This is a genomic window from Micromonospora sp. NBC_00389, assembly GCF_036059255.1.
Taxonomy (GTDB): domain Bacteria; phylum Actinomycetota; class Actinomycetes; order Mycobacteriales; family Micromonosporaceae; genus Micromonospora.
Window position 1 is genome coordinate 4,396,083 of the sequence record NZ_CP107947.1, and the last position, 18,075, is coordinate 4,414,157.

Here is an 18,075-nt window from a genome sequence, read left to right on the forward strand (position 1 = left end):
ATGTCGATGACAGCGTGTCGTAGCTCGCGTACGTTGGCGCCGTGGCGACTTTTTGGACCTTGGGATGCGATGCCGACGATCCCCAGCGGATCGCTGCTTTCTGGGCGCTGGCCCTCGGCTATGTCAAGGAATCCGGTTTCGACGAGCCCGACAACGCGTCCATCGTCGACCTGGATGGCCGGGGCCCTGCCATTGGTTTCCTCAAGGTGCCCGAGGGCAAGTCCGCCAAGAACCGTATGCATATCGATATCCGGGTGGCCGGTCCAGGCCCCTGGGACATGGCCGAGCGCGCCCGACTGATCCGGCAGAAAGTGCCCGAGCTGGTTGCCGCCGGCGCGACGGTGGTCCGCGAGGAGTGGTACGGCGACGTCCTCGGGCACGTCGTCATGCATGACCCCGAGGGCAACGAGTTCTGCGTCGCTTGATGCCATGATCAGTGCCGCATTCCGGCATCCGGATCTGCCGCGGATCGAGCGCGTAGGCGGCCGATGCGGCCATCACCGTGCGTAGCTAAGCCAGCTCGACAGATGTGCTTCGCCGGTGTGAGTGCCCGGGTAAGGGGCTACGCCCAGGGCGGGATGTATCGGCCGACGTAGTCGTGAGCACGGGGGAGCGGGTCATGCCAGTACTGGTTCGGCATGCGGTGGTGGTGCTTCTCGCAGAACTCAGCGAGGCTGTCTGTGATCTTGATGCGTTCTAGCGGATGGCCTTCGAAGTCTGTGTTGACCGCCAGTAGTTGCGGCTCGGGATTCCAGCCCGAGTGGTCGAACGCCCAGCCATCCCAGGCCGCGTAGGTGTGGAAGACGTGCCGCTCGCCCGGGAAGCGCACCGCGGTTATTTCGATGGGCCGGTCTGGATAGGAATCCCGGCAGACCCAGGCGAGGATGTGACACGCTCCGGCAGCGAAGAAGGCATGGTCCGTCCGTTCCCATGCGACCCGCTGGTCTGATCGCTCGATCGACGTCCGACGAAACGCTCCCGCTGCTGCCGCTGGCGCTCTGCGGCCGTCATACCTGACGCCCGGCGGCTGGCGCGGAGAGCGGGGAGCCCAGAGGGCCGCCGCAGAACGAGAGACAGTTGACGGGTGGTGTGCTGGGCCGGCAGCCGGCCGAGCCGCGCGGCCAGCATCCCGCACGGCGTAGGGAAGCGCACGCCGGCCGCGTCGGCGAGCTGGCGGCGGTCGCAGGGTTGCGGTTAGGGCGCCTCCGGCGGGGGCGCTCCGGCTCCAGGATGGCCGGGGGCTCCGCCGGCGGGTCGCGGTCCGTGGGTGGTTGCGGTAGGCCATCCCGCTTGCCATCGACCCGGGCAAGCCGAGCAGACCACCGCCCGACCCGCCAGCGTCCGTACGGGCGTCAAGGTCCGCTTGACGTGACGGGCCGGGCGGCGGCCCGCTCCCCAGGAGGGCGGGTCGAGGGCAGACGGGACGGCAGGTTCCCTCCGGGCTGCTGCTGCCGGCCGCGATCGGATCGCCTTGTGTCCGTTAGAAGCCATGCAGATGGGGTAACCGCCAACGGCTCCCGAGCGTGTCGGGATAGAAGGAAAGGGCGACAATGACCAGAATCGGCATCATCATCGGCAGCACCCGTCCCGGTCGTAACGGGGAGGCGGTGGCCCGCTGGGTGCACGACATCGCCACCAAGCGTGGCGACGCCGAGTACGAACTCGTCGACCTCAAGGACTTCAACCTGCCACACCTCGACGAGATGACACCCCCGTCAATGGGCCAGTACACCCAGCCACACACCCTGCGATGGGCCGAAAAGGTCGCCTCCTTCGACGGGTACGTCTTCGTGACACCGGAGTACAACCACTCCACATCCGGGGCGCTGAAGAACGCGATCGACTTCATCTACGCCGAGTGGAACAACAAGGCCGCCGGGTTCGTCAGCTACGGCAGCGTCGGCGGCACCCGTGCAGTGGAGCACCTGCGCCTGGTGGTGGCCGAGTTGCAGATGGCGGACGTACGGGCACAGGTGGCACTCTCGCTCTTCACCGACTTCGAGAACTTCAGCGTCTTCAAGCCCGGCCCTCATCAGGTGGATGCGGTGAACACGATGCTCGACCAGTTGGCGGCCTGGAGCGGTGTGTTGGCAACCCTGCGGGCTGGCACGACGATGGCGACGGCCCAGTCCGGTACGTAGCCGAGCGTGGCGCTGCCGACGGCCGGATCCCTCGGTCGTGGCGGCCCTGCGGCGGTCCGTGCCGTCGCCGAACCGGTGAGCTGAACCGGATGCCACAACCCTGCACGATTGGCTGTGCGAAAGCAGCCAGGAGGCAGCAAGACCGTCGCCATGGACGAGTCGACCTGTACGCCGCTGCCGGCATGGATGAACACCTCCCGAGGGTCCAGCTGGCACTGTGGCGGGCGGACGCACTGGTGCTGTTCGACTGGCTCCAAGACGTCGTGACCTGGACGCGGTGCCGGTCAGCCACCGGCGCAGAAGCAAGCGTTGATGGATGTCTCTTGATGCGCCTGGAGGAGACGGACGTGGTTCAGCAGTGAATAAGGCGGGAACCCCGGCCATTTACGGCCGGGAGGAACGCCGTCACGGACCTGGACGCTTCTGGTTCTCGACGTACTCCGCAAGCGCCTTGATGTAGTTCGAGGCCGTGTCGTTGGGCATCGCCGCCTCGATGCCGATGGCCCGCTACGTTCGGGCGGCCAGGCGGTGTTCCCGGGGGCTGACGCCGCGGATGCGTTTGAAGGCGGTGCTCAGGGCGAAGGAGCTGCCGTAGCCGACCTGCCGGGCGACCGCGCCGACGGTGGCGTCCGGCTCGCGGAGCAGGTCGGCGGCCAGGGCCAGCCGCCACTCGGTGAGGTATGACATGGGCGGTTCGCCGACTAGCGCGGTGAACCGGCGGGCCAGCGCCGCCCGGGAGACCCCGGTCTTGGCGGCCAGTGACGCCACGGTCCAGGGCTCGGCCGGGTTGTTGTGGAGCATCTGCAGGGCCCGGCCGACGACGGGATCGCTGTGCGCCCTGTACCAGGCGGGGGCTTTGGCCGAGGGTCGGGCGAACCACTCGCGTAGCGCGGCGATGAGCAGCAGGTCGAGCAGCCGGTCGAGGACCGCTTCCTGACCGGGGTCGTCCTTAACGATCTCGGTGGCCAGCAGCGGGACCAGTGGGGAGTCCCAGGAGTCGCCCGGGACGAGCAGCAGTGGCGGCAGTGCGCTCAGGAGCCGCTGGCTGACCTCGCCCTGCATGGTGTAGGTGCCGGTGAGCAGCATTGTTGGGCCGTCCGGGCTGTTGCCCCAGGTGCGTACGCCCAGCTCCATCATCTCGGGCACCTCCTGCCCGTCTGGGGTGGTGCAGAGCTGTCCCGGATGAATGACGACCTGCGGCGGCGTGGCCGGCTCGTCGGCGACGGTGTACGGGCCGGGGCCGCGAATGATCGCCACATCGCCAGGACTGAGCCGGACAGCCGAACTCTCCTCGGGAACGACGCAGGCATCGCCCCGGACCATGGCCACCAGGGTGAGCGGCGCCTGGTCCTCGATCCGCATCGACCAGGGCGGGGTCAGGACCGAGCGAAGCAGGAAAGCTCCTTGGGCTCGGGGTCCGTCGAGAAGACCGGCAACTGCGTCCACGTAGACGATTAAACACAAAGCTGCGCGCTATGGCTATGTAAAGTCTCACGCCGCTGCACTTCAATGATCGATATGACGAACGAACGAGAGCAGCAGACGATCCTGGTCCTCGGCGGAACCGGCAAGACCGGCCGCCGCATCGTGGAGCGGTTGCAGGAGAGCGGAGTGCCCGTTCGGGTCGGTTCCCGCTCCGCAGGGCAGCCGTTCGACTGGGCGGACCGGGCGACCTGGGCGCCGGTGCTGCAGGGCGTCGGCACGGTGTACGTGTCCTACTACCCGGACCTGGCCGTGCCGGGCGCACCCGAGACGGTCGGCGCGTTCACCGAGCTAGCGGTGGCGTCGGGCGTCTCCCGGCTGGTACTGCTGTCCGGTCGCGGTGAGGACGAGGCCCAGGCGAGCGAGAAGCTCATCCAGTCGGCCGGGGTCGAGTGGACGATCCTGCGGTCCAGTTGGTTCAGCCAGAACTTCAGCGAGGACTATCTGCTGGAGCCGGTGCTGGGCGGCGAGGTCGTCCTCCCGGTCGGGAACGTGCCCGAGCCATTTGTGGACGCCGACGACATCGCCGAGGTGGCCGTGGCGGCGCTGACGGAGGACGGGCACGCGGGGCAGGTCTACGAGCTGACCGGACCCCGGCTGCTCACCTTCGCCCAGGCGATCGCCGAGATCTCCACAGCGACGGGCCAGCGGATCGAATTCGTCCAGGTATCCTCTGCGGACTACGCGGACGCGCTCACCGCCGACGGGGTTCCGCAGGGGGTCGTCGAGCTGCTGATGTACCTGTTCACGACCGTGCTGGACGGGCGCAACGCCCATCTGGGCGACGGGGTTCAGCGCGCCCTGGGCCGGCAGCCCCGGGACTTCGCCGACTACGCCACCGACACCGCCGCCACCGGCATCTGGGACAAGGAATAGGACACCATGAGACTCGCACAGAACGTGTCGCTGGTCGCCGCCATCATCACCACCGGGCTCATGGCAGGGCTGTTCGCCGCCTTCGCCTACGCAGTCATGCCCGCACTCAAAGGGGCCGACGACCGGACGTTCGTGGACACGATGCAGCGGATCAACGTGACCATCGTCAACGGCTGGTTCATGCTGAGCTTCCTGGGCGCACTGGTGTTCGCCGCACTGTCGGCTCTCCTGGCCTGGCGCGGAGAAGGCCGCCCGGCACTGCCGTGGATCATCGGCGGGTTCGCCCTGTACCTGACGATGTTCATCATCACCACCGCCGTCAACGTCCCGCTCAACGACAAGCTCGCGGCGGCCGGCAATCCCGGCCACATCGCCGATCTCGCAGCCGTACGCGAGCAATTCGAATCCAGCTGGGTCACCTGGAACATCGTCCGCGCGCTGGCCAGCACGGCCGCGTTCGGCTGCCTCACCTGGGCTCTGATTGTCTATGGCCGTACCACCGACTGAGTCAGCAGGCGAGACGGTGAGGTCTGCTCACCTCGTTCTGCGCCGGCCTGTACGGCCGCCACGACGCCCTCACCGTCCTGGCCGGCTCCGACCTACGCCGCATGCAGATCGGCCCTACCTCGTCAGCAAAGACACCTAAGCGCCGGGCAATGCCTGAGTCCAGCCCGCGGCCGGTTGGCCGGGCGGTAGAGCCTCGCGGCCGGAAGATCATCAGCACTCTCTTGCCGCGATCAGGGCGTCGGTCGTGGCCGCGCAACGACCGGATCTGGCACCTCTCTGTGTCATCCATGAAGGAGCGGGGCCGGTCAAGGCTGGGATTTTGACCGGCTGACGTTGATTTTTCCGGTTCCGGCATTGGGTTTCGGGCAGGCGTGTGTGCGGTGCCGGGGTCAACGGCTGGGCCGTAGGCCCACCCCGCAGGGGCTTGGCCTTGACGCCGGCGCCGTGCGCGCCATGCTCGTGATGCCGGAAGGCGTTGTGGGTGGTCGCGTCACCAGTTCCGACGTCCTCGCCGAACGCCCCGATGTTGGAGATCACGTAGACGTATCCGGCGCGGATGTTCGCGGCCCGATAGTCCACGGCCTCGGCCGCCGCCTCGTCGATGCGCTGGCTGCCCGGCAGGACGCCAGCTAGATCCGGCCTTGGGGACCATCGGTACAGCCGTTGGCGTTAAGCACTTGATCTTGTTCCCTGGGCCGCCGAGGTGAGCCCGAAAGGGGCCATGGGATCATCTTGCTCGATGAGTGATGAGCAGAAATCAGGTGTGCGGTGGGCCTGGTTGGCCCGTTTCCTTGAGCGTCGGCGGGACCGGCCACCGGCCCGTCGGAGGCTGTCCCCCGATGAGGCCGCCGAACGCGCTGCCGACTACTTGGAGGGCCGGTAGCAGGCAGGGCAGGCCCTACCGCATCTCGGCGTTGGGGTGGGGCTGGGCCTGGAGCCGGTCGCGGAGGTCGATCTCCTCGGCGGTGAGCGGGTCTTCGGGCCGGCGGATACGGGCGGGCTTGGGCCGGAGCGGCAGGCCGTCGTCCACCGCGGCGGCCTCGGCTTCCGAGAGCGCCCGGTAGAGCGAGGCGACCGAGGGGTGCTTGCCCGCGTTCTTCCCGAACTTGATGGTGAGCTTCTTGGCGATCTCGGGGACGGGGACGCCCTTGTCCTTCAGGGCGACGGCGAAGGTGAGCATGTCGTCGTCGATGACCTTCGGCCGTCCGCCGTGGTTGCCCTTGGACGCGGCGATGACCTGGCCTTCGAGGGTCTTCTCCCGGATGTAGTTGCGCTCGATCTGCCCGGCGACGGCGAGCACGGCGAAGAACATGGCGCCCATGCCGTTGGGGTCGTAGATCCCGGTGAGTGGTCCGGTGAGGAGTTCGAGCTGGATGCCGCCGGCCTGGAGCTCGGCGGACAGACTCATCAGCTCGGCCGCGTTCCTCGCCAGCCTCTTGAGCTCGTGCACCGTGAAGATGACCGGCGTATCGGGTGCGGCCTCCTTGAACTGGTGGGCCAGCGCGAGCGCCTTCTCCAGCTCGGGCCGCACCTTCACGCGGGTGCTGATCTGCTCCTTGAAGCTCTTGTGGCACTCCGCCCGGTGCAGGGCTTCGAGCTGGCTCGCCAGCTCCTGCCGTGCGGTCGACGTCCTCGCGTACCCGATCCTCACCGGCCGCTCGGTGCGGGGCGCGGGGACGACGGCGAGCGCCGGCCCCTGCTTCCACGCGCGGCCGGGAGCGCGGTCGGCGGGGACGGGGATCTCCAGTTCCTCGCGGAGCGCGGGGACGAGGACGAAGCGGGGGGTGTGGTACTTCGCGGCGGTCTTCCCGCCCCGGGTGCGGCAGGCGCTGCCGGCGAGCGCGTCACATTTCGTGCAGTCGTGACGTTCTACCGCAACTGCGGCCTGATCGGGCGTGAGATCCATGCGGGAAGTCTCTCAGAAGTGCCTCGCACAACGTGCAGGTTTTGAGGGGACTTTTGCGAGTGGCGACCTGCGGAAACGTGATCACCCGGGGGCCGTTCTCAGAACTCTCACAGATGGTCATTTGTGAGAATGCCCTTGCGTCACGCGGACGTGACGGCATGGTTCCGCGTGACCGCGCCGGACGTGGCACCCCGTGTTGGGGGTCAGGCGCGGCGGGCGGCCCAGACGGTGCGTTCGGTGCGTACCGTCAGGTCGTCGCGGCGCAGGATGCTGTGCGGGCTGGTGGTGTCGAGGAGCCGGTCGAGCGCGGAGAGGTCCTCGGGGGAGAGCCTGTCGGCGATGACGCTGCGGATGCGCTGCAGGACGCCAAGGGCGTAGCGGCCGATCGCTTCGCTGCGGTCGCCCGCGATGTCCAAGGCGATGGTGCGTTCGTCCTCGACGGTGAAGCCGGCGGCGGCCAGCATCGGGCCCCAGTCGGCGCCGCGGTGGGGCATGTGTTCGGCTTGGCGGCGGTCGGCTGCGGCGTGGACGCGCTCTTCCAGGCCGGGCCGGTCCGTGGGGGCATTCTCGGGCAGGAAGCGGGGGTGGCCGGCCAGTTCGACGACGGCGAACAGGCCGTTGGGCGCGAGCGTGTCGTGGACGGTGCGCAGCGCGCGCTCGGGGTGGGCCATGTGGTGCATCGATGCCGATGCCCAGATCAGGTCGGGCGAGCCGAGGTCGGGCCAGGCGTCGTCGTCGAGGTCGGCCTGCACGGTGCGTACGCGTTCCTCGACGCCGCGGGTGCACGCCTTGGTGCGCAGGCGCTGAAGGTGTTCGGCGGACGTGTCGACGGCGGTGACGTGCGCGTCGGGGAAGCGGTCGAGGAGGGCGAAGGTGCCCGTGCCCGTGCCGCAGCCGAGGTCCACGATGTGGCCGGGGGCGGTCTTCAGTGGCAGCGACGCGGTGATGGAGGCGGTGTGCTCGGCGAGGACCTCGGCGTCCAGGTCGAGGATCTCCGCCTGGCCGCTGGTGTCCTGCTCGTGGTGGTGGCCGTGCGAAACGCCGTGGTGGGGGGTGTGCGTGTGTGCTTGATTCATGCTCTTCACCCTAGGTCGACTATGCGTCAGAGGCGTACTGTCTCCCTATTTGCGCAAGACGATGGCCGTAGGTGCTGCCTGACGCGCAAAAGGGCACCGCTGCGGAGGCCGTCGTGCGGCTCGCGCCGTCATTCGGGAGGGCCTTGAGCGTCGCCGCCGTCTCCGTCGTCGCGCTGGTGGCCGCGGCGGGCGTCGCGGTCGAAGAGACCCAGGATCTCGCAGGGTCCGCCCTCGGCGCCGATCGCGTGCGGCATCATCGTGGGGAACTCAGCGGCCTGGTTGGTCTCGATGCGGAAGCGGCGCTGGCCGAGCATGAGGATCGCGGTGCCGGACAGTACGACGAGCCACTCGCGCCCCGGGTGGGCGCGCATGCGGGCGGGGTTGTCGGGCGGGGGGTCGGTCAGGCGCTGGCGCACCACGCTCATGCCGGGGTCGGCCTTCAGGGTCCAGCGCATCCGGCCGTGGGTGCTGTCGATCGTCGGACTGGTGACGACGTCGTCGGTGGCGGTCTCCACGAGCTGGTCCAGCGTCGTGTCCAGGGCGCGGGCGAGGGTGACCAGCTGGTCCAGTGCGAGGCGGCGCTGGCCGTTCTCGATGCGGCTCAGTGAGGACTGGCTGAGGTGGGCGCGGGTGGCCAGTTCTTCCAGTGACAGGCCCTGCGCCACCCGCAGCGCGCGGATGCGTTTGCGTACGAGGCTGTCCAGCTCTCCACTTTCTTGCGTCATGAGCAACATTGTATGCCCCGAATGCAATGCGGGGTTAGCGTCTGTGTAGATGGTCCGCAGTGTCTGGGACCACGCACGACGAAAGAGCAGGAGGACATGGCTATGACGACTTCTCCGTACGCGAGCGACGCACTGCCCGGTGGAACCGTCGACGCAGTGGTGATCGGCGGGGGCGCCGCAGGGCTGAACGGCGCCTTGACGCTGGCCCGCTCCCGCCGGTCGGTCGTCGTGATCGACAGCGGCTCCCCGCGCAACGCGCCGGCTGCGGCCATGCACGGCTTCATCGTGCTGGACGGCACCCCGCCGCGCGAGATCCTCCGGCGGGGCCGGGAGCAGGTGCGCCAGTACGGCGGACACATCGTCTTCGGCACGGTGGCCTCTGCCGCCCCGGCCGCCCCGTCGGCCGACGGAGACTTGCGTTTCACCCTCACCCTGGCCGACGGCCACAGCATCACCGCGCGCCGCCTCCTGGTGGCCACGGGTCTGCGGGACGTGCTGCCCGAGGTCCCCGGCCTCGCCGAACACTGGGGAGACAGTGTGGTGCACTGCCCGTACTGCCACGGCTGGGAGGTCCGCGACCAGCCCATCGGCGTCCTCGCCACCGGCCCGGCCTCCGTCCACCACGCACTCCTGTTCCGCCAACTGACCGAGGACCTGACCTACTTCACCCACGGCACTGCCCTGGATGAGGACACCCGCGCCCGCTTCGCCGCCCGCAACATCCCCATCGTCGACACCCCGGTGCAGGAGGTCGTCAACCACGAGGACGGCACCCTCGCCGGGCTGCGCCTGACCGGCGGCCAGGTCGTGGGCCGCCGCGTCCTCGCGGTCGCCACACAGATGCAGGCCCGCACCGAGGGCCTGGACGCGCTGAAGCTGCCCATGGAGGACCTGCCCGACCACATGGGCCGCCGCTTCGCCTCCGGCATGGCCGGCACCACCGAGGTGCCGGGCGTGTGGGTGGCAGGCAACGCCACCGACCTTGCCGCCCAGGTCGGCGCCTCCGCCGCGGCCGGCGCCCTGGCCGGCTCCCACATCAACGCCGTGCTGGTCACCGCGGACACCGACGCCGCGCTCGCCGCCGCGCGGGGCGAGACACCCGCCCCCTGACATCCCCTCCCGGGGGCCCGGCCGACCGCCCGGCCCAACCCGCCCCGTTCACCCACCGACCGGCCCTGCCCGGCGTCAGCTCGGCATGCCCATTTTGTGAGGAAATCCATGAGCACACCCCAGCCCCCACAAGCCGCGCCAGCCAGTGGCGAAGGCAGCCCAGACGCGCGTCAGCTGCGGACGGTCCTGATCACCGTCTCCCTCGCGCTGATGTCGGTCATCGCCTCGGTGTCCGGGCTGAACGTCGCGCAGACCCACATGGCCGTGGAGTTCGGCGCCTCGCAGAACACGGTCCTGTGGATCATCAACATCTACACCCTCGCCCTGGCCGCCCTGCTGCTGCCGCTCGGCGCCATCGGCGACCGCCTGGGACGCAAGCCCATGCTCCTCGCCGGACTGGGCTTCTTCGGCGTCGCCACCGTCGTCTCGGCCCTGGCCCCGACGGCGGAGGTGATGATTGCCGCACGCGTCGCCAGCGGTATCGGCGCCGCGATGATCATGCCGATCACCCTGGCCGTCATCACCTCTACCTTCCCCGAGGAACAGCGCGGCAAGGCGATCGGCGTATGGACCGGCGTCGCCGGCGGCGGCGGCATCCTGGGCATGTTCCTCTCCGCCCTCCTCGTCGACGTCGCCTCCTGGCGCTGGCTGTTCGCTCTGCCGGTGGCCCTGATCCTCGCGGCCCTGGCCATGACGGCGAAGTCGGTTCCCAACTCCCGCGAGACCTCGGCCCACCGCTTCGACACCGCCGGCGCGCTGCTCTCCACCCTCGCCGTGACCGGCCTCATCTTCGTCCTGCAAGAAGGCCCCGAACGCGGCTGGACCGTCCCCGTCACTCTGATCAGCCTCGCCGTCGGTCTCCTCGCGGCCATCGGCTTCGTGGCCTGGGAGCTGCACCGCCGCGATAGCGCACTGCTGGACGTGCGGCTGTTCCGCGAGCGCGGCCTGAGCGGCGGCTCGATCACACTGCTGGTGGTCTTCGGTGTCCAGGCGGGCATCGGCGTGGTCCTCTTCCCGTTCTTCCAGGCCGTGCTCGGCTGGTCCGGGCTGCTGTCCACGGCCGCCATGATGCCCATGGCCGTCATGATGATGGCCACCTCCGGCCTGGCCCCCAAGCTCGCCGCGGGCATCGGTTCCCGCTCCACCATGGCGGCAGGCATCGCGCTGGCCGGACTCGGTCTCGTGCTCATGGCCCTGCTCGTCTCCGTCAAGGGCGGCTACCTGTCCATCCTGCCCGGACTGCTCGCCACGGGACTGGGCATGGGTCTGTCGATGACCCCGTCCACCACCGCCATCACCGCGTCCCTGCCGCGCGCCAAGCAGGGCGTGGCCTCTGCCCTGAACGACGTCACCCGCGAGTTCGGCACCGCACTCGGCGTCGCTCTGCTCGGCGCGCTGCTGGCCAACGGCTACCGCGGCGCCATCGACAACCGGCTGCACGGCATCCCCCAAGGAACCGCGGACACCGCGCGCGACGGCGTTGCCAACGCCGTCGAAGCGGCCGGCAACGCCGGCCCGCACGCCCAGGACCTGCTCCACGCAGCCCAGCAGTCCTTCGTCGACGGCTGGCAGCAGTCCATGTGGGCAGGCGCCGCCGTCATGGGCGCCCTGCTCGTCTACATCGTCTTCGGCGGCCCCAAGAACACAACACCTGCGGTCACCGCCGAGGCAGAAACCGCCGAGGCCCTCGCCGCCCGCTGACCGCACAAGAGCCAGACGCACACCAGACACACCGCTCCGCGTACATCGCGTTCGCCGGCGCACGATCGGCCGACCGGATCCCGGCCCGGCCCGGCTGATCGTGCGCCGATTTCGTGACCCGGGCCATGACATGCAGCCACCAACGGCTCCCCGACCTCGGTGATCCGTGCCTTCAGTTGGCGTCTGTATGGACCGTGTTCATGCTCGTCCCCGGTGAGCTCGACGTCGTCCCTGGCCCTCATGATGCCCAAGCCGCCCCGTGTGCCGGGCTCACTCGTCGTTGCCGTCGTCATCGTCGTCGAGATCGACGGCTTCCGGATCGCGCAGCGGGCGCAGGCCGTCGCCCGGCTGGGAGGCGGTGAAGCTGTAGCGGCCCAGGACGTTCAGATTCCTGTGCTTGAGCGGGGACAGCCGGGCCACGTCCTCGTCCCTGATGTCGTGGCCCTCGGCGCGGAGTTGGACGACGGCGGCATCGATGTACCGGGTCGTCCAGAGCACCACGGCGTTCAAAACGAGACCCAGCGAGCCCAACTGATTCTCCATCCCGTCCCGGTACGCCTGGTGGATGGTGCCCTTCTTGCCGTGGCAGATGTTCCGGGCGAGGTTGTGGCGGGACTCCTGGACGGTGAGCTGCTTGTGCATCTGGCGCCGGTACGTGTCGTCCATGGGGTCGACGACGGCGAGCAGGTGCAGGGTCTTGGCGATCCGCCCGTACTCGGCGAACGCCTGCCCGAGCGGGGTCGGGTGGCCCTCGCGGCCGAACATCCGCAGCAGGTCGTAGGCCCTCACCTGGTTGGTGACCAGGGAGCCGGCCACCCGCAGCATGTCCGGCCAGTGTGATCACCTTCTTCACGTTCACCTTGTTGCGGGCGATGGCCTCCAGCGGCCCGTACCCGCCGGCGTTCTCGGCGCCGGGCATCTGGGCCTTCCAGAACCGCTGGTCCTCCAGATCCTTGAAGCGCGGGGAGAAGCGGTAGCCGAGCATCTTGAAGATGCCGAACACCATGTCGCTGTAAGAAGCGTTGTCGGTGGCGACCATCTCCGGCTTCACCCCGCCGTCCAGGTTCAGCAGGGCATCCAGGATGAACAGGGAGTCACGCGGGGTGCCGGGCACCACCATCTGCCCGATGCCGATCACCTGGTCATTGATCGCGTTCAGCCAGGTGATGCCCTTCTTCTTCGCGAAGTACTTCGGCGAGGGTGCGGCGTTGATGGTCCGCGTGGGGACGACGAAGCGCAGGCCGTCGATTGAGGCCAGCAGGCCCTTGCCCCAGAACTGCACGATCGGCACCCGGGCCTGGGCCTCGATCAGGGCGGCGTTTGCCGCGGCGATGGTATCCGCGCGCAGGTAGTACTGGTCGACGTGGACCAGCCGGGATCGGGTCAGTGCCTCGTAGCCCGGGTTGATGACCGGCGTCATGCCGATGTTGCACGCCTCCGAGACCAGCAGCGCGACCATCGAGGTCGTCAGGTCCTTCATGCGGGTCTTGCCGTCGCCCAGGTGCACGAAGGCGTCCAGGAACCCGGTCCAGGCGTGCACCTCGAACAACAGGTCCGGCAGGTCGATCTTCGGGAGCATCTTCTCGACGCGCTCGCGCAGCCACTTCAGCGACTTCGGCTCACCGAGCGCGTGGAGCTTCTCCACGTTCAGCTTCGCCCGCCCGTTGGGCTGCACCTCGATGCTGATCTTCGCGTCGTCGCCGGCCTCCTCCAGCCGCTCAGCCATCTGCTTCCACGTCGCGTCCAGCACATCAACCAGTTCCCGAAGGTGCCACTCCGCGTCCTCGTCCAGGCTCAGGCCCGCCAGGACGTCCTCGCGCACCGCCTCCCACCCCTTGCCCTGGAGCAGGCGGGCGCGCGGGTCGGACCACCGGTGCGAGGGAGAGGCGAAGATGTCGCGGCGCTTGAGGGCTCCGAAGAGCTGTTCCAGCACGCACACCACGTACGCATCGCGGTCCACCGCCCCCTCCGGCAGGTCCGCGTTCGCGTACACCGCCTTGCGCCAGTGCGACGGAGCCAGCTTGTCGTCGACCTCACGCGGCAGCAGCGGCTTCTCGACCACCTTCCTCCGCGAGAGCGCCGGGAGCCGCTGCACCCCGGTGAGAATCCGCCTGCCGCCGGGCGCAGCGTCCAGCGCCTTCGACTCACCCAGCAAGGACAGGAACGGCTTGACGGTGTTGTAGCGCAGCGCCAGCGCGCTCCGCAGTGCGGTCTCGGCCGTGTCGTCGCCCTCCGGCACCAGGCTCACCACCGTGACTGCCGCGCTGGACAGCGCCGCCCGGGGCGCGACCTCCTCCAGCGCCGCCCACAGCGCGGCCACGTCCACATCGCAGCCGGTCTGCTCGATGAGCTCCAGTTCCTCGATGCATACCGCCGCCGCCCTCGCCACCAGCCGCGATGCCTTCTCCAACTGCGGCAGCGTGGACAGGCGCTGCTTCTCGCTGGACCGCTTCGCGGTGCTGATCAGCCTCGTGGCCATCAGGATCTCGAACAGGTCCAGGGCGTCGTCGATCGCCTTGGCCTCCCGGTGGCGCATCACTGCGGTGAGCATCGCCGTGCGCTTGGGCTCACTGGTCCTCTCCAGCTTCGCCGCCTTGGTGCCCAGCCCGTAGCGGGCCAGCGCGGACAGCCGGTTCGGCGGAATCTTGTCCAGCTTCACCCGCCCCAGATGGAAGGCGGCGATGTCCTCGACCCGCTGCAAAGCGCCCTTCATCGCGGTGCCCGTGGTCCGCGTCGGCGGCCGGCGCATCCGCTCCAGTTCCGAATACCGCTTGCCCTCCGGCGTCTTCAGCGTGGCCACCAGGTCCCCGGGCAGCGCCGCGTCCGCCCGCCGGACCTCCTTGGCGACCGTAGCGTGCAGCCGTTTGTCCGCGATGGCGCGGACCTCGGCGACCTGCCGGGCCAGCACGCTCACCCCCGGCAGCAGCACCCGGTGCCGGCGCAGCCAGCCCACCGCGTGATCGAACAGCGCCTTCGGCCCCTCCGCATGAGCCGTCCACGCCCGCCCGTGCAGGAACGTCCGGAACCTCCGGCCCTGATCGTGGTCCTCGTACGGGTGGTAGCCGTACGCGTCACGTATCTCCCACGCGTGCTCATACGCCGTCTTCAGCCGCTCGGTGTACTCCTTGACGCACGAGACGTCCTCGATCTCCAGCTGCGCGGCGAGGTGTTCCACCACCGGCCACGGCACGGCCAGAGGGTCCTCCAGGAACAGCCCGATGTAGCGGACCGTGCACATCTGGAGGGCAAAGCCGAGCCGGTTGTGGTCACCGCGCCGCTTCGCGATCAGCTTCCGATCCTCGTCGTCGAGGAAGAAGAACCGCTCCAGCTCGGGCCTCGTCGGCTCCTCGGCAAACTTCCCGTACGCCTCGGCCTGCTCATCAGTCAAAAATTCCACCGGCATGCTGCGGACGGTAGCCAGCGACCGCCAGCGACCGCCAGCGACCGAGGATCTTCCGGAGAACCCCCGCAGCAGGCCGATTACCCGTGCTAGACGACCATGATCAATTCCTTAGCGCCAACGGCTGTACCGCTGGTCCCCAACGCCGAGATCCGCCCACCTCACGCACGACCGACGCGATCCGTCAGAGGGGGGCACGGTCCGGGCGGGACGGGAACGGCGTGCCCGGCCGCCCCAGGGTCGGCCGGGCGCGGAGCCCTACCGGCTCCGCAGTCACTTCGCCCGATCGGTCGGCGGGCTCGGCGGTGAGCCGGCCGTTCAGGTACGCCGCTGCGGCCCGGTCCTCGTCCGTGGGGGCCGCAAGCAGCGCGTAGACCAGGCCGACCACCACGAAGATCACCGCCAGGATGATCGGCACCAGCAGGGTGCTCACGTCCGCACCCGTGACCTCACCCCCGCCCGGATGCAGGTGCGCAGAGAGGGCACTCATCCCGGTGAAATGCATGCCGTTGACCGCAACGCCCATCACCAGCGCGGAGCCGAAAATCGCCAGGCCTCGGCGGACGGTCACCGCCAGCCAGAGCGCCACCGCGGCGGCGACCACCGCGATGACAATCGAGAGCACCACCCGGGTCCGGTCGTAGCTGAGCCGTCCGTCGAGCCGCATCGCCGCCATGCCGGTGTAGTGCATCGCCGCGACCCCGGCGCCGGTGAAGAGGCCGCCGCCGACGATGCGCAGTACGGACACCCGCCCGGTGCCGGCAATGGCCAGTCCGATGCCGACCGCCACCACGGCGAAGACCGCGCTGGCCGCGGTGATCGGCAGGTCGTACCGGATCCGGGTACCCTCGACGGCGAAGCCGAGCATCGCCATGAAGTGCATGGTCCAGATGGCGGTGCCGCCGATCGCCAGGGCGGCCAACCCGCCCCACCAGACCCGCTGGCCTGCGCTGCTCGCGATGCGGATGCGGGTGGCACAGATCAGGCCCAGGAACGAGCCGAGCACCGATAGCGCGTAGCTCAACGCGGGCGTGATCCACCCGTACTCAAAGTGATTGATCTCCGCCACGGCAGTTTCCCCCGAAGAATGGCCCGTGCGTAACGATGTGCCACGGCCATGATCCGGGGGCGTCTCACGAGGCGCAACGGCACCTTCGGGCATTCAGTGCCGTCGTGGTGACTGTCCAATGCGTCTATTCACCGTCGCCGCCTGCCCGAATGATGAATCAGGCGGCCGCGTGGTCGGCCAGCACCCTCCGGTCGAACGCGGCGATCGCCTGCCGGCCGGTGGACCGCAGGTCAGCCGACGGCCCGCCGGAGTCGGCGAGCTGGCCGAGCAGGTCGACCACCCTGTTCAAACCTGATGCCAGTCGAGGCCGCCGTCGCCCCTCATCGGTGTCGCGGCGTGGATACCCCTGGCTTCAGGCGGGGGAGGAAACGCCGCTCCCTCCCCTCAGGGATAGACTTACATGAACTACTGGTAGGATGTGAGGCATGGGGGTGAGGTGGTGAAGCGGGCGTACAAGTACCGCTTCTATCCGACCCCGCTGCAGGCTGAGCAGTTGAACCGCACTTTCGGGTGCGTGCGCAAGGTGTACAACCTGGCCTTGGAGGCGCGCACCCGCGCGTGGGCGGTGCACGGGCAGCGCAGCACCTATGTGCAGTCGTCGGCGTGGCTGACGGAGTGGAAGCGCACCGAGGAGCTGGTGTTCCTCAATGAGGTCAGTTCCGTGCCGTTGCAGCAGGCGCTGCGGCATCTGCAAGCCGGGTTCGCCGGGTTTTGGGGTAAGCGGTCGCGTTACCCGCGTTTCAAGTCCAAGCGTAAGTCTCGGGCGTCGGCGGAGTACACCCGCTCGGCGTTCCGCTGGCGCGAGGGGCAGCTCACCCTGGCCAAGATGGACGCGCCGCTGACCATCGTGTGGTCCAGGGCCCTGCCGGCGGGCGCGCAGCCGTCCACGGTCACGGTGTCCCGCGACCCGGCCGGTCGCTGGTTCGTGTCCCTGCTGGTCGAGGATCCCACCGTGACGCCGCTCCCGCCGGTCGACACGGCGGTGGGGGTGGACGCGGGCATCACCAGTCTGCTCACCTTGTCCACCGGGGAGAAGGTCACCAACCCGCGTCATGAGCGCGTTGACCGGCGCAAGTTGGCCAAGGCGCAACGCCGGCTGGCCCGTAAGGCCAAGGACTCCGCTAACCGGGCCAAAGCCCGCGTGGCGGTGGCCCGCATCCATGTCCGCATCGGCGATCGGCGGCGGGATCACCTGCACAAGCTGTCGACTCGACTCGTCCGTGAGAATCAAACGGTCGTGATCGAGGATCTCAGTGTGCGCACCATGCTGCGCAACCACTTGCTGGCCCGCGCCATTTCCGACGCGGCATGGACGCAGCTGCGCGGCATGATCGAGTACAAGGCCGCCTGGTACGGGCGGACGGTGATCGCCGTTGACCGCTGGTATCCGAGCACGAAGACCTGTTCGGCGTGCGGGCGGATCAACACCGCGATGGCTCTTGGCGTTCGTGTCTGGACGTGTCCCGGCTGTGATGCCGTGCATGACCGGGATGTCAACGCCGCGAAGAACATTCTCGCCGCCGGGCTGGCGGAGAGGTGAAACGCCTGTGGAGGGACGGTGAGACCCGACCCGCGAAAGCGGTGAAGGCGCGGCCCGGTGAAGCAGGAACCCCCTCGGGCGACCGAGGGAATCCCCGCCCTTCAGGGCGGTGGAGGATGTCAACTGAACGAACATGCTGCCGACGAAACCGTCCAGCCGCGCGGCCAGGGGGTCGAGGGTCTGCAGCGGTCCGGTCATCGGCTTCAGCCACTCGTGGGCGACGTGAACGAGCTGCTCAGGGAACTCGCGCTGAGCACCGCAGGTGAAGACCATCCTGGGACGGTCGCAGGTCACCGTCGACACCGAGCAGGCCGTACCGCTCCGGCGGGACCTCGCCCCAGCCCCGGCTGGTCCGGCCGGCTTCTTTCCGGTCGTGGTTGCCGGTCGATCAACCACCGCACCGGCCCGTCACCGCGACTCCAACCACATGGTCACGATCATCCCAGCCGTACATGTGCCGACCCGACTTTGGGCCTTGTCGTCACCGCCGACCACCGCCGGCATCCTGATCTGCCGCAGACCGCACGCCCGGTCAGCGTCCG

14 protein-coding genes and 1 pseudogene are annotated in these 18,075 nt (G+C 69.0%); 7 read left to right on the plus strand and 8 right to left on the minus strand.

Translation table 11 applies throughout. The features are described 5' to 3' along the window. Positions 1–41 precede the first annotated feature (41 nt). Entirely contained in the window at positions 42–425 is a 384-nt protein-coding gene (locus OG470_RS20910) for a VOC family protein (RefSeq protein WP_328414693.1), read from the plus strand. 137 nt (positions 426–562) lie between these two features. Here OG470_RS20910 and OG470_RS20915 read toward each other — a convergent pair whose 3' ends face one another. After that, positions 563–829 (minus strand): hypothetical protein, encoded by a 267-nt coding sequence (locus OG470_RS20915; RefSeq protein ID WP_328414695.1) that lies wholly within the window; start codon positions 827–829, stop codon positions 563–565. A 721-nt stretch (positions 830–1,550) separates the two neighbouring features. On the opposite strand from OG470_RS20915, the gene OG470_RS20920 reads away from it, so the two are divergent. Beyond that, positions 1,551–2,141, plus strand: coding sequence for an NADPH-dependent FMN reductase (locus tag OG470_RS20920; protein ID WP_328414698.1), 591 nt, complete (start codon positions 1,551–1,553; stop codon positions 2,139–2,141). Between the two features lie 507 nt (positions 2,142–2,648). Here OG470_RS20920 and OG470_RS20925 read toward each other — a convergent pair. Next, positions 2,649–3,587, minus strand: a complete 939-nt coding sequence (locus OG470_RS20925) for an AraC family transcriptional regulator (RefSeq protein WP_328414700.1) — start codon at positions 3,585–3,587, stop codon at positions 2,649–2,651. Between the two features lie 72 nt (positions 3,588–3,659). On the opposite strand from OG470_RS20925, the gene OG470_RS20930 reads away from it, so the two are divergent. Beyond that, positions 3,660–4,499: an NAD(P)H-binding protein gene (locus tag OG470_RS20930; protein ID WP_328414701.1), complete on the plus strand. Its 840-nt coding sequence runs from the start codon at positions 3,660–3,662 to the stop codon at positions 4,497–4,499. A gap of 24 nt (positions 4,500–4,523) precedes the next feature. Then, positions 4,524–5,006 (plus strand): anthrone oxygenase family protein, encoded by a 483-nt coding sequence (locus tag OG470_RS20935; RefSeq protein ID WP_328414702.1) that lies wholly within the window; start codon positions 4,524–4,526, stop codon positions 5,004–5,006. An 898-nt stretch (positions 5,007–5,904) separates the two neighbouring features. Here OG470_RS20935 and OG470_RS20940 read toward each other — a convergent pair. The 3 genes from OG470_RS20940 to OG470_RS20950 form a co-directional block, all read right to left on the minus strand. Beyond that, the gene (locus OG470_RS20940; RefSeq protein WP_328414703.1) at positions 5,905–6,912 is read right to left on the minus strand and encodes a recombinase family protein; all 1,008 of its coding nucleotides are present in this window, start codon (positions 6,910–6,912) and stop codon (positions 5,905–5,907) included. Positions 6,913–7,115: 203 nt separating this feature from the next. Further along, positions 7,116–7,988, minus strand: coding sequence for a class I SAM-dependent methyltransferase (locus OG470_RS20945; RefSeq protein ID WP_328414705.1), 873 nt, complete (start codon positions 7,986–7,988; stop codon positions 7,116–7,118). Between the two features lie 128 nt (positions 7,989–8,116). Continuing rightward, positions 8,117–8,713: an XRE family transcriptional regulator gene (locus OG470_RS20950; protein ID WP_328414707.1), complete on the minus strand. Its 597-nt coding sequence runs from the start codon at positions 8,711–8,713 to the stop codon at positions 8,117–8,119. Between the two features lie 102 nt (positions 8,714–8,815). Between OG470_RS20950 and OG470_RS20955 the strand changes: the two genes are divergently transcribed. Both OG470_RS20955 and OG470_RS20960 read left to right on the plus strand, forming a co-directional pair. Further along, positions 8,816–9,823 carry an NAD(P)/FAD-dependent oxidoreductase gene (locus OG470_RS20955; protein WP_328414709.1) on the plus strand — a complete coding sequence of 336 codons (1,008 nt, stop codon included), beginning with the start codon at positions 8,816–8,818 and terminating at the stop codon, positions 9,821–9,823. Positions 9,824–9,931: 108 nt separating this feature from the next. Continuing rightward, positions 9,932–11,524, plus strand: coding sequence for an MFS transporter (locus tag OG470_RS20960; protein WP_328414711.1), 1,593 nt, complete (start codon positions 9,932–9,934; stop codon positions 11,522–11,524). A gap of 270 nt (positions 11,525–11,794) precedes the next feature. Here the strand turns inward: OG470_RS20960 and OG470_RS20965 are convergent. The 3 genes and pseudogenes from OG470_RS20965 to OG470_RS20975 form a co-directional block, all read right to left on the minus strand. Further along, positions 11,795–14,927 (minus strand): annotated as a pseudogene (locus OG470_RS20965) (Tn3 family transposase). Positions 14,928–15,108: 181 nt separating this feature from the next. After that, complete coding sequence (locus OG470_RS20970) at positions 15,109–15,993, minus strand: MHYT domain-containing protein (RefSeq protein WP_328414712.1); 885 nt, start codon at positions 15,991–15,993, stop codon at positions 15,109–15,111. 157 nt (positions 15,994–16,150) lie between these two features. Further along, positions 16,151–16,282: a hypothetical protein gene (locus OG470_RS20975; protein WP_328414713.1), complete on the minus strand. Its 132-nt coding sequence runs from the start codon at positions 16,280–16,282 to the stop codon at positions 16,151–16,153. A gap of 150 nt (positions 16,283–16,432) precedes the next feature. On the opposite strand from OG470_RS20975, the gene OG470_RS20980 reads away from it, so the two are divergent. Next, complete coding sequence (locus tag OG470_RS20980; protein WP_328414715.1) at positions 16,433–17,533, plus strand: RNA-guided endonuclease InsQ/TnpB family protein; 1,101 nt, start codon at positions 16,433–16,435, stop codon at positions 17,531–17,533. Positions 17,534–18,075: the final 542 nt, after the last annotated feature.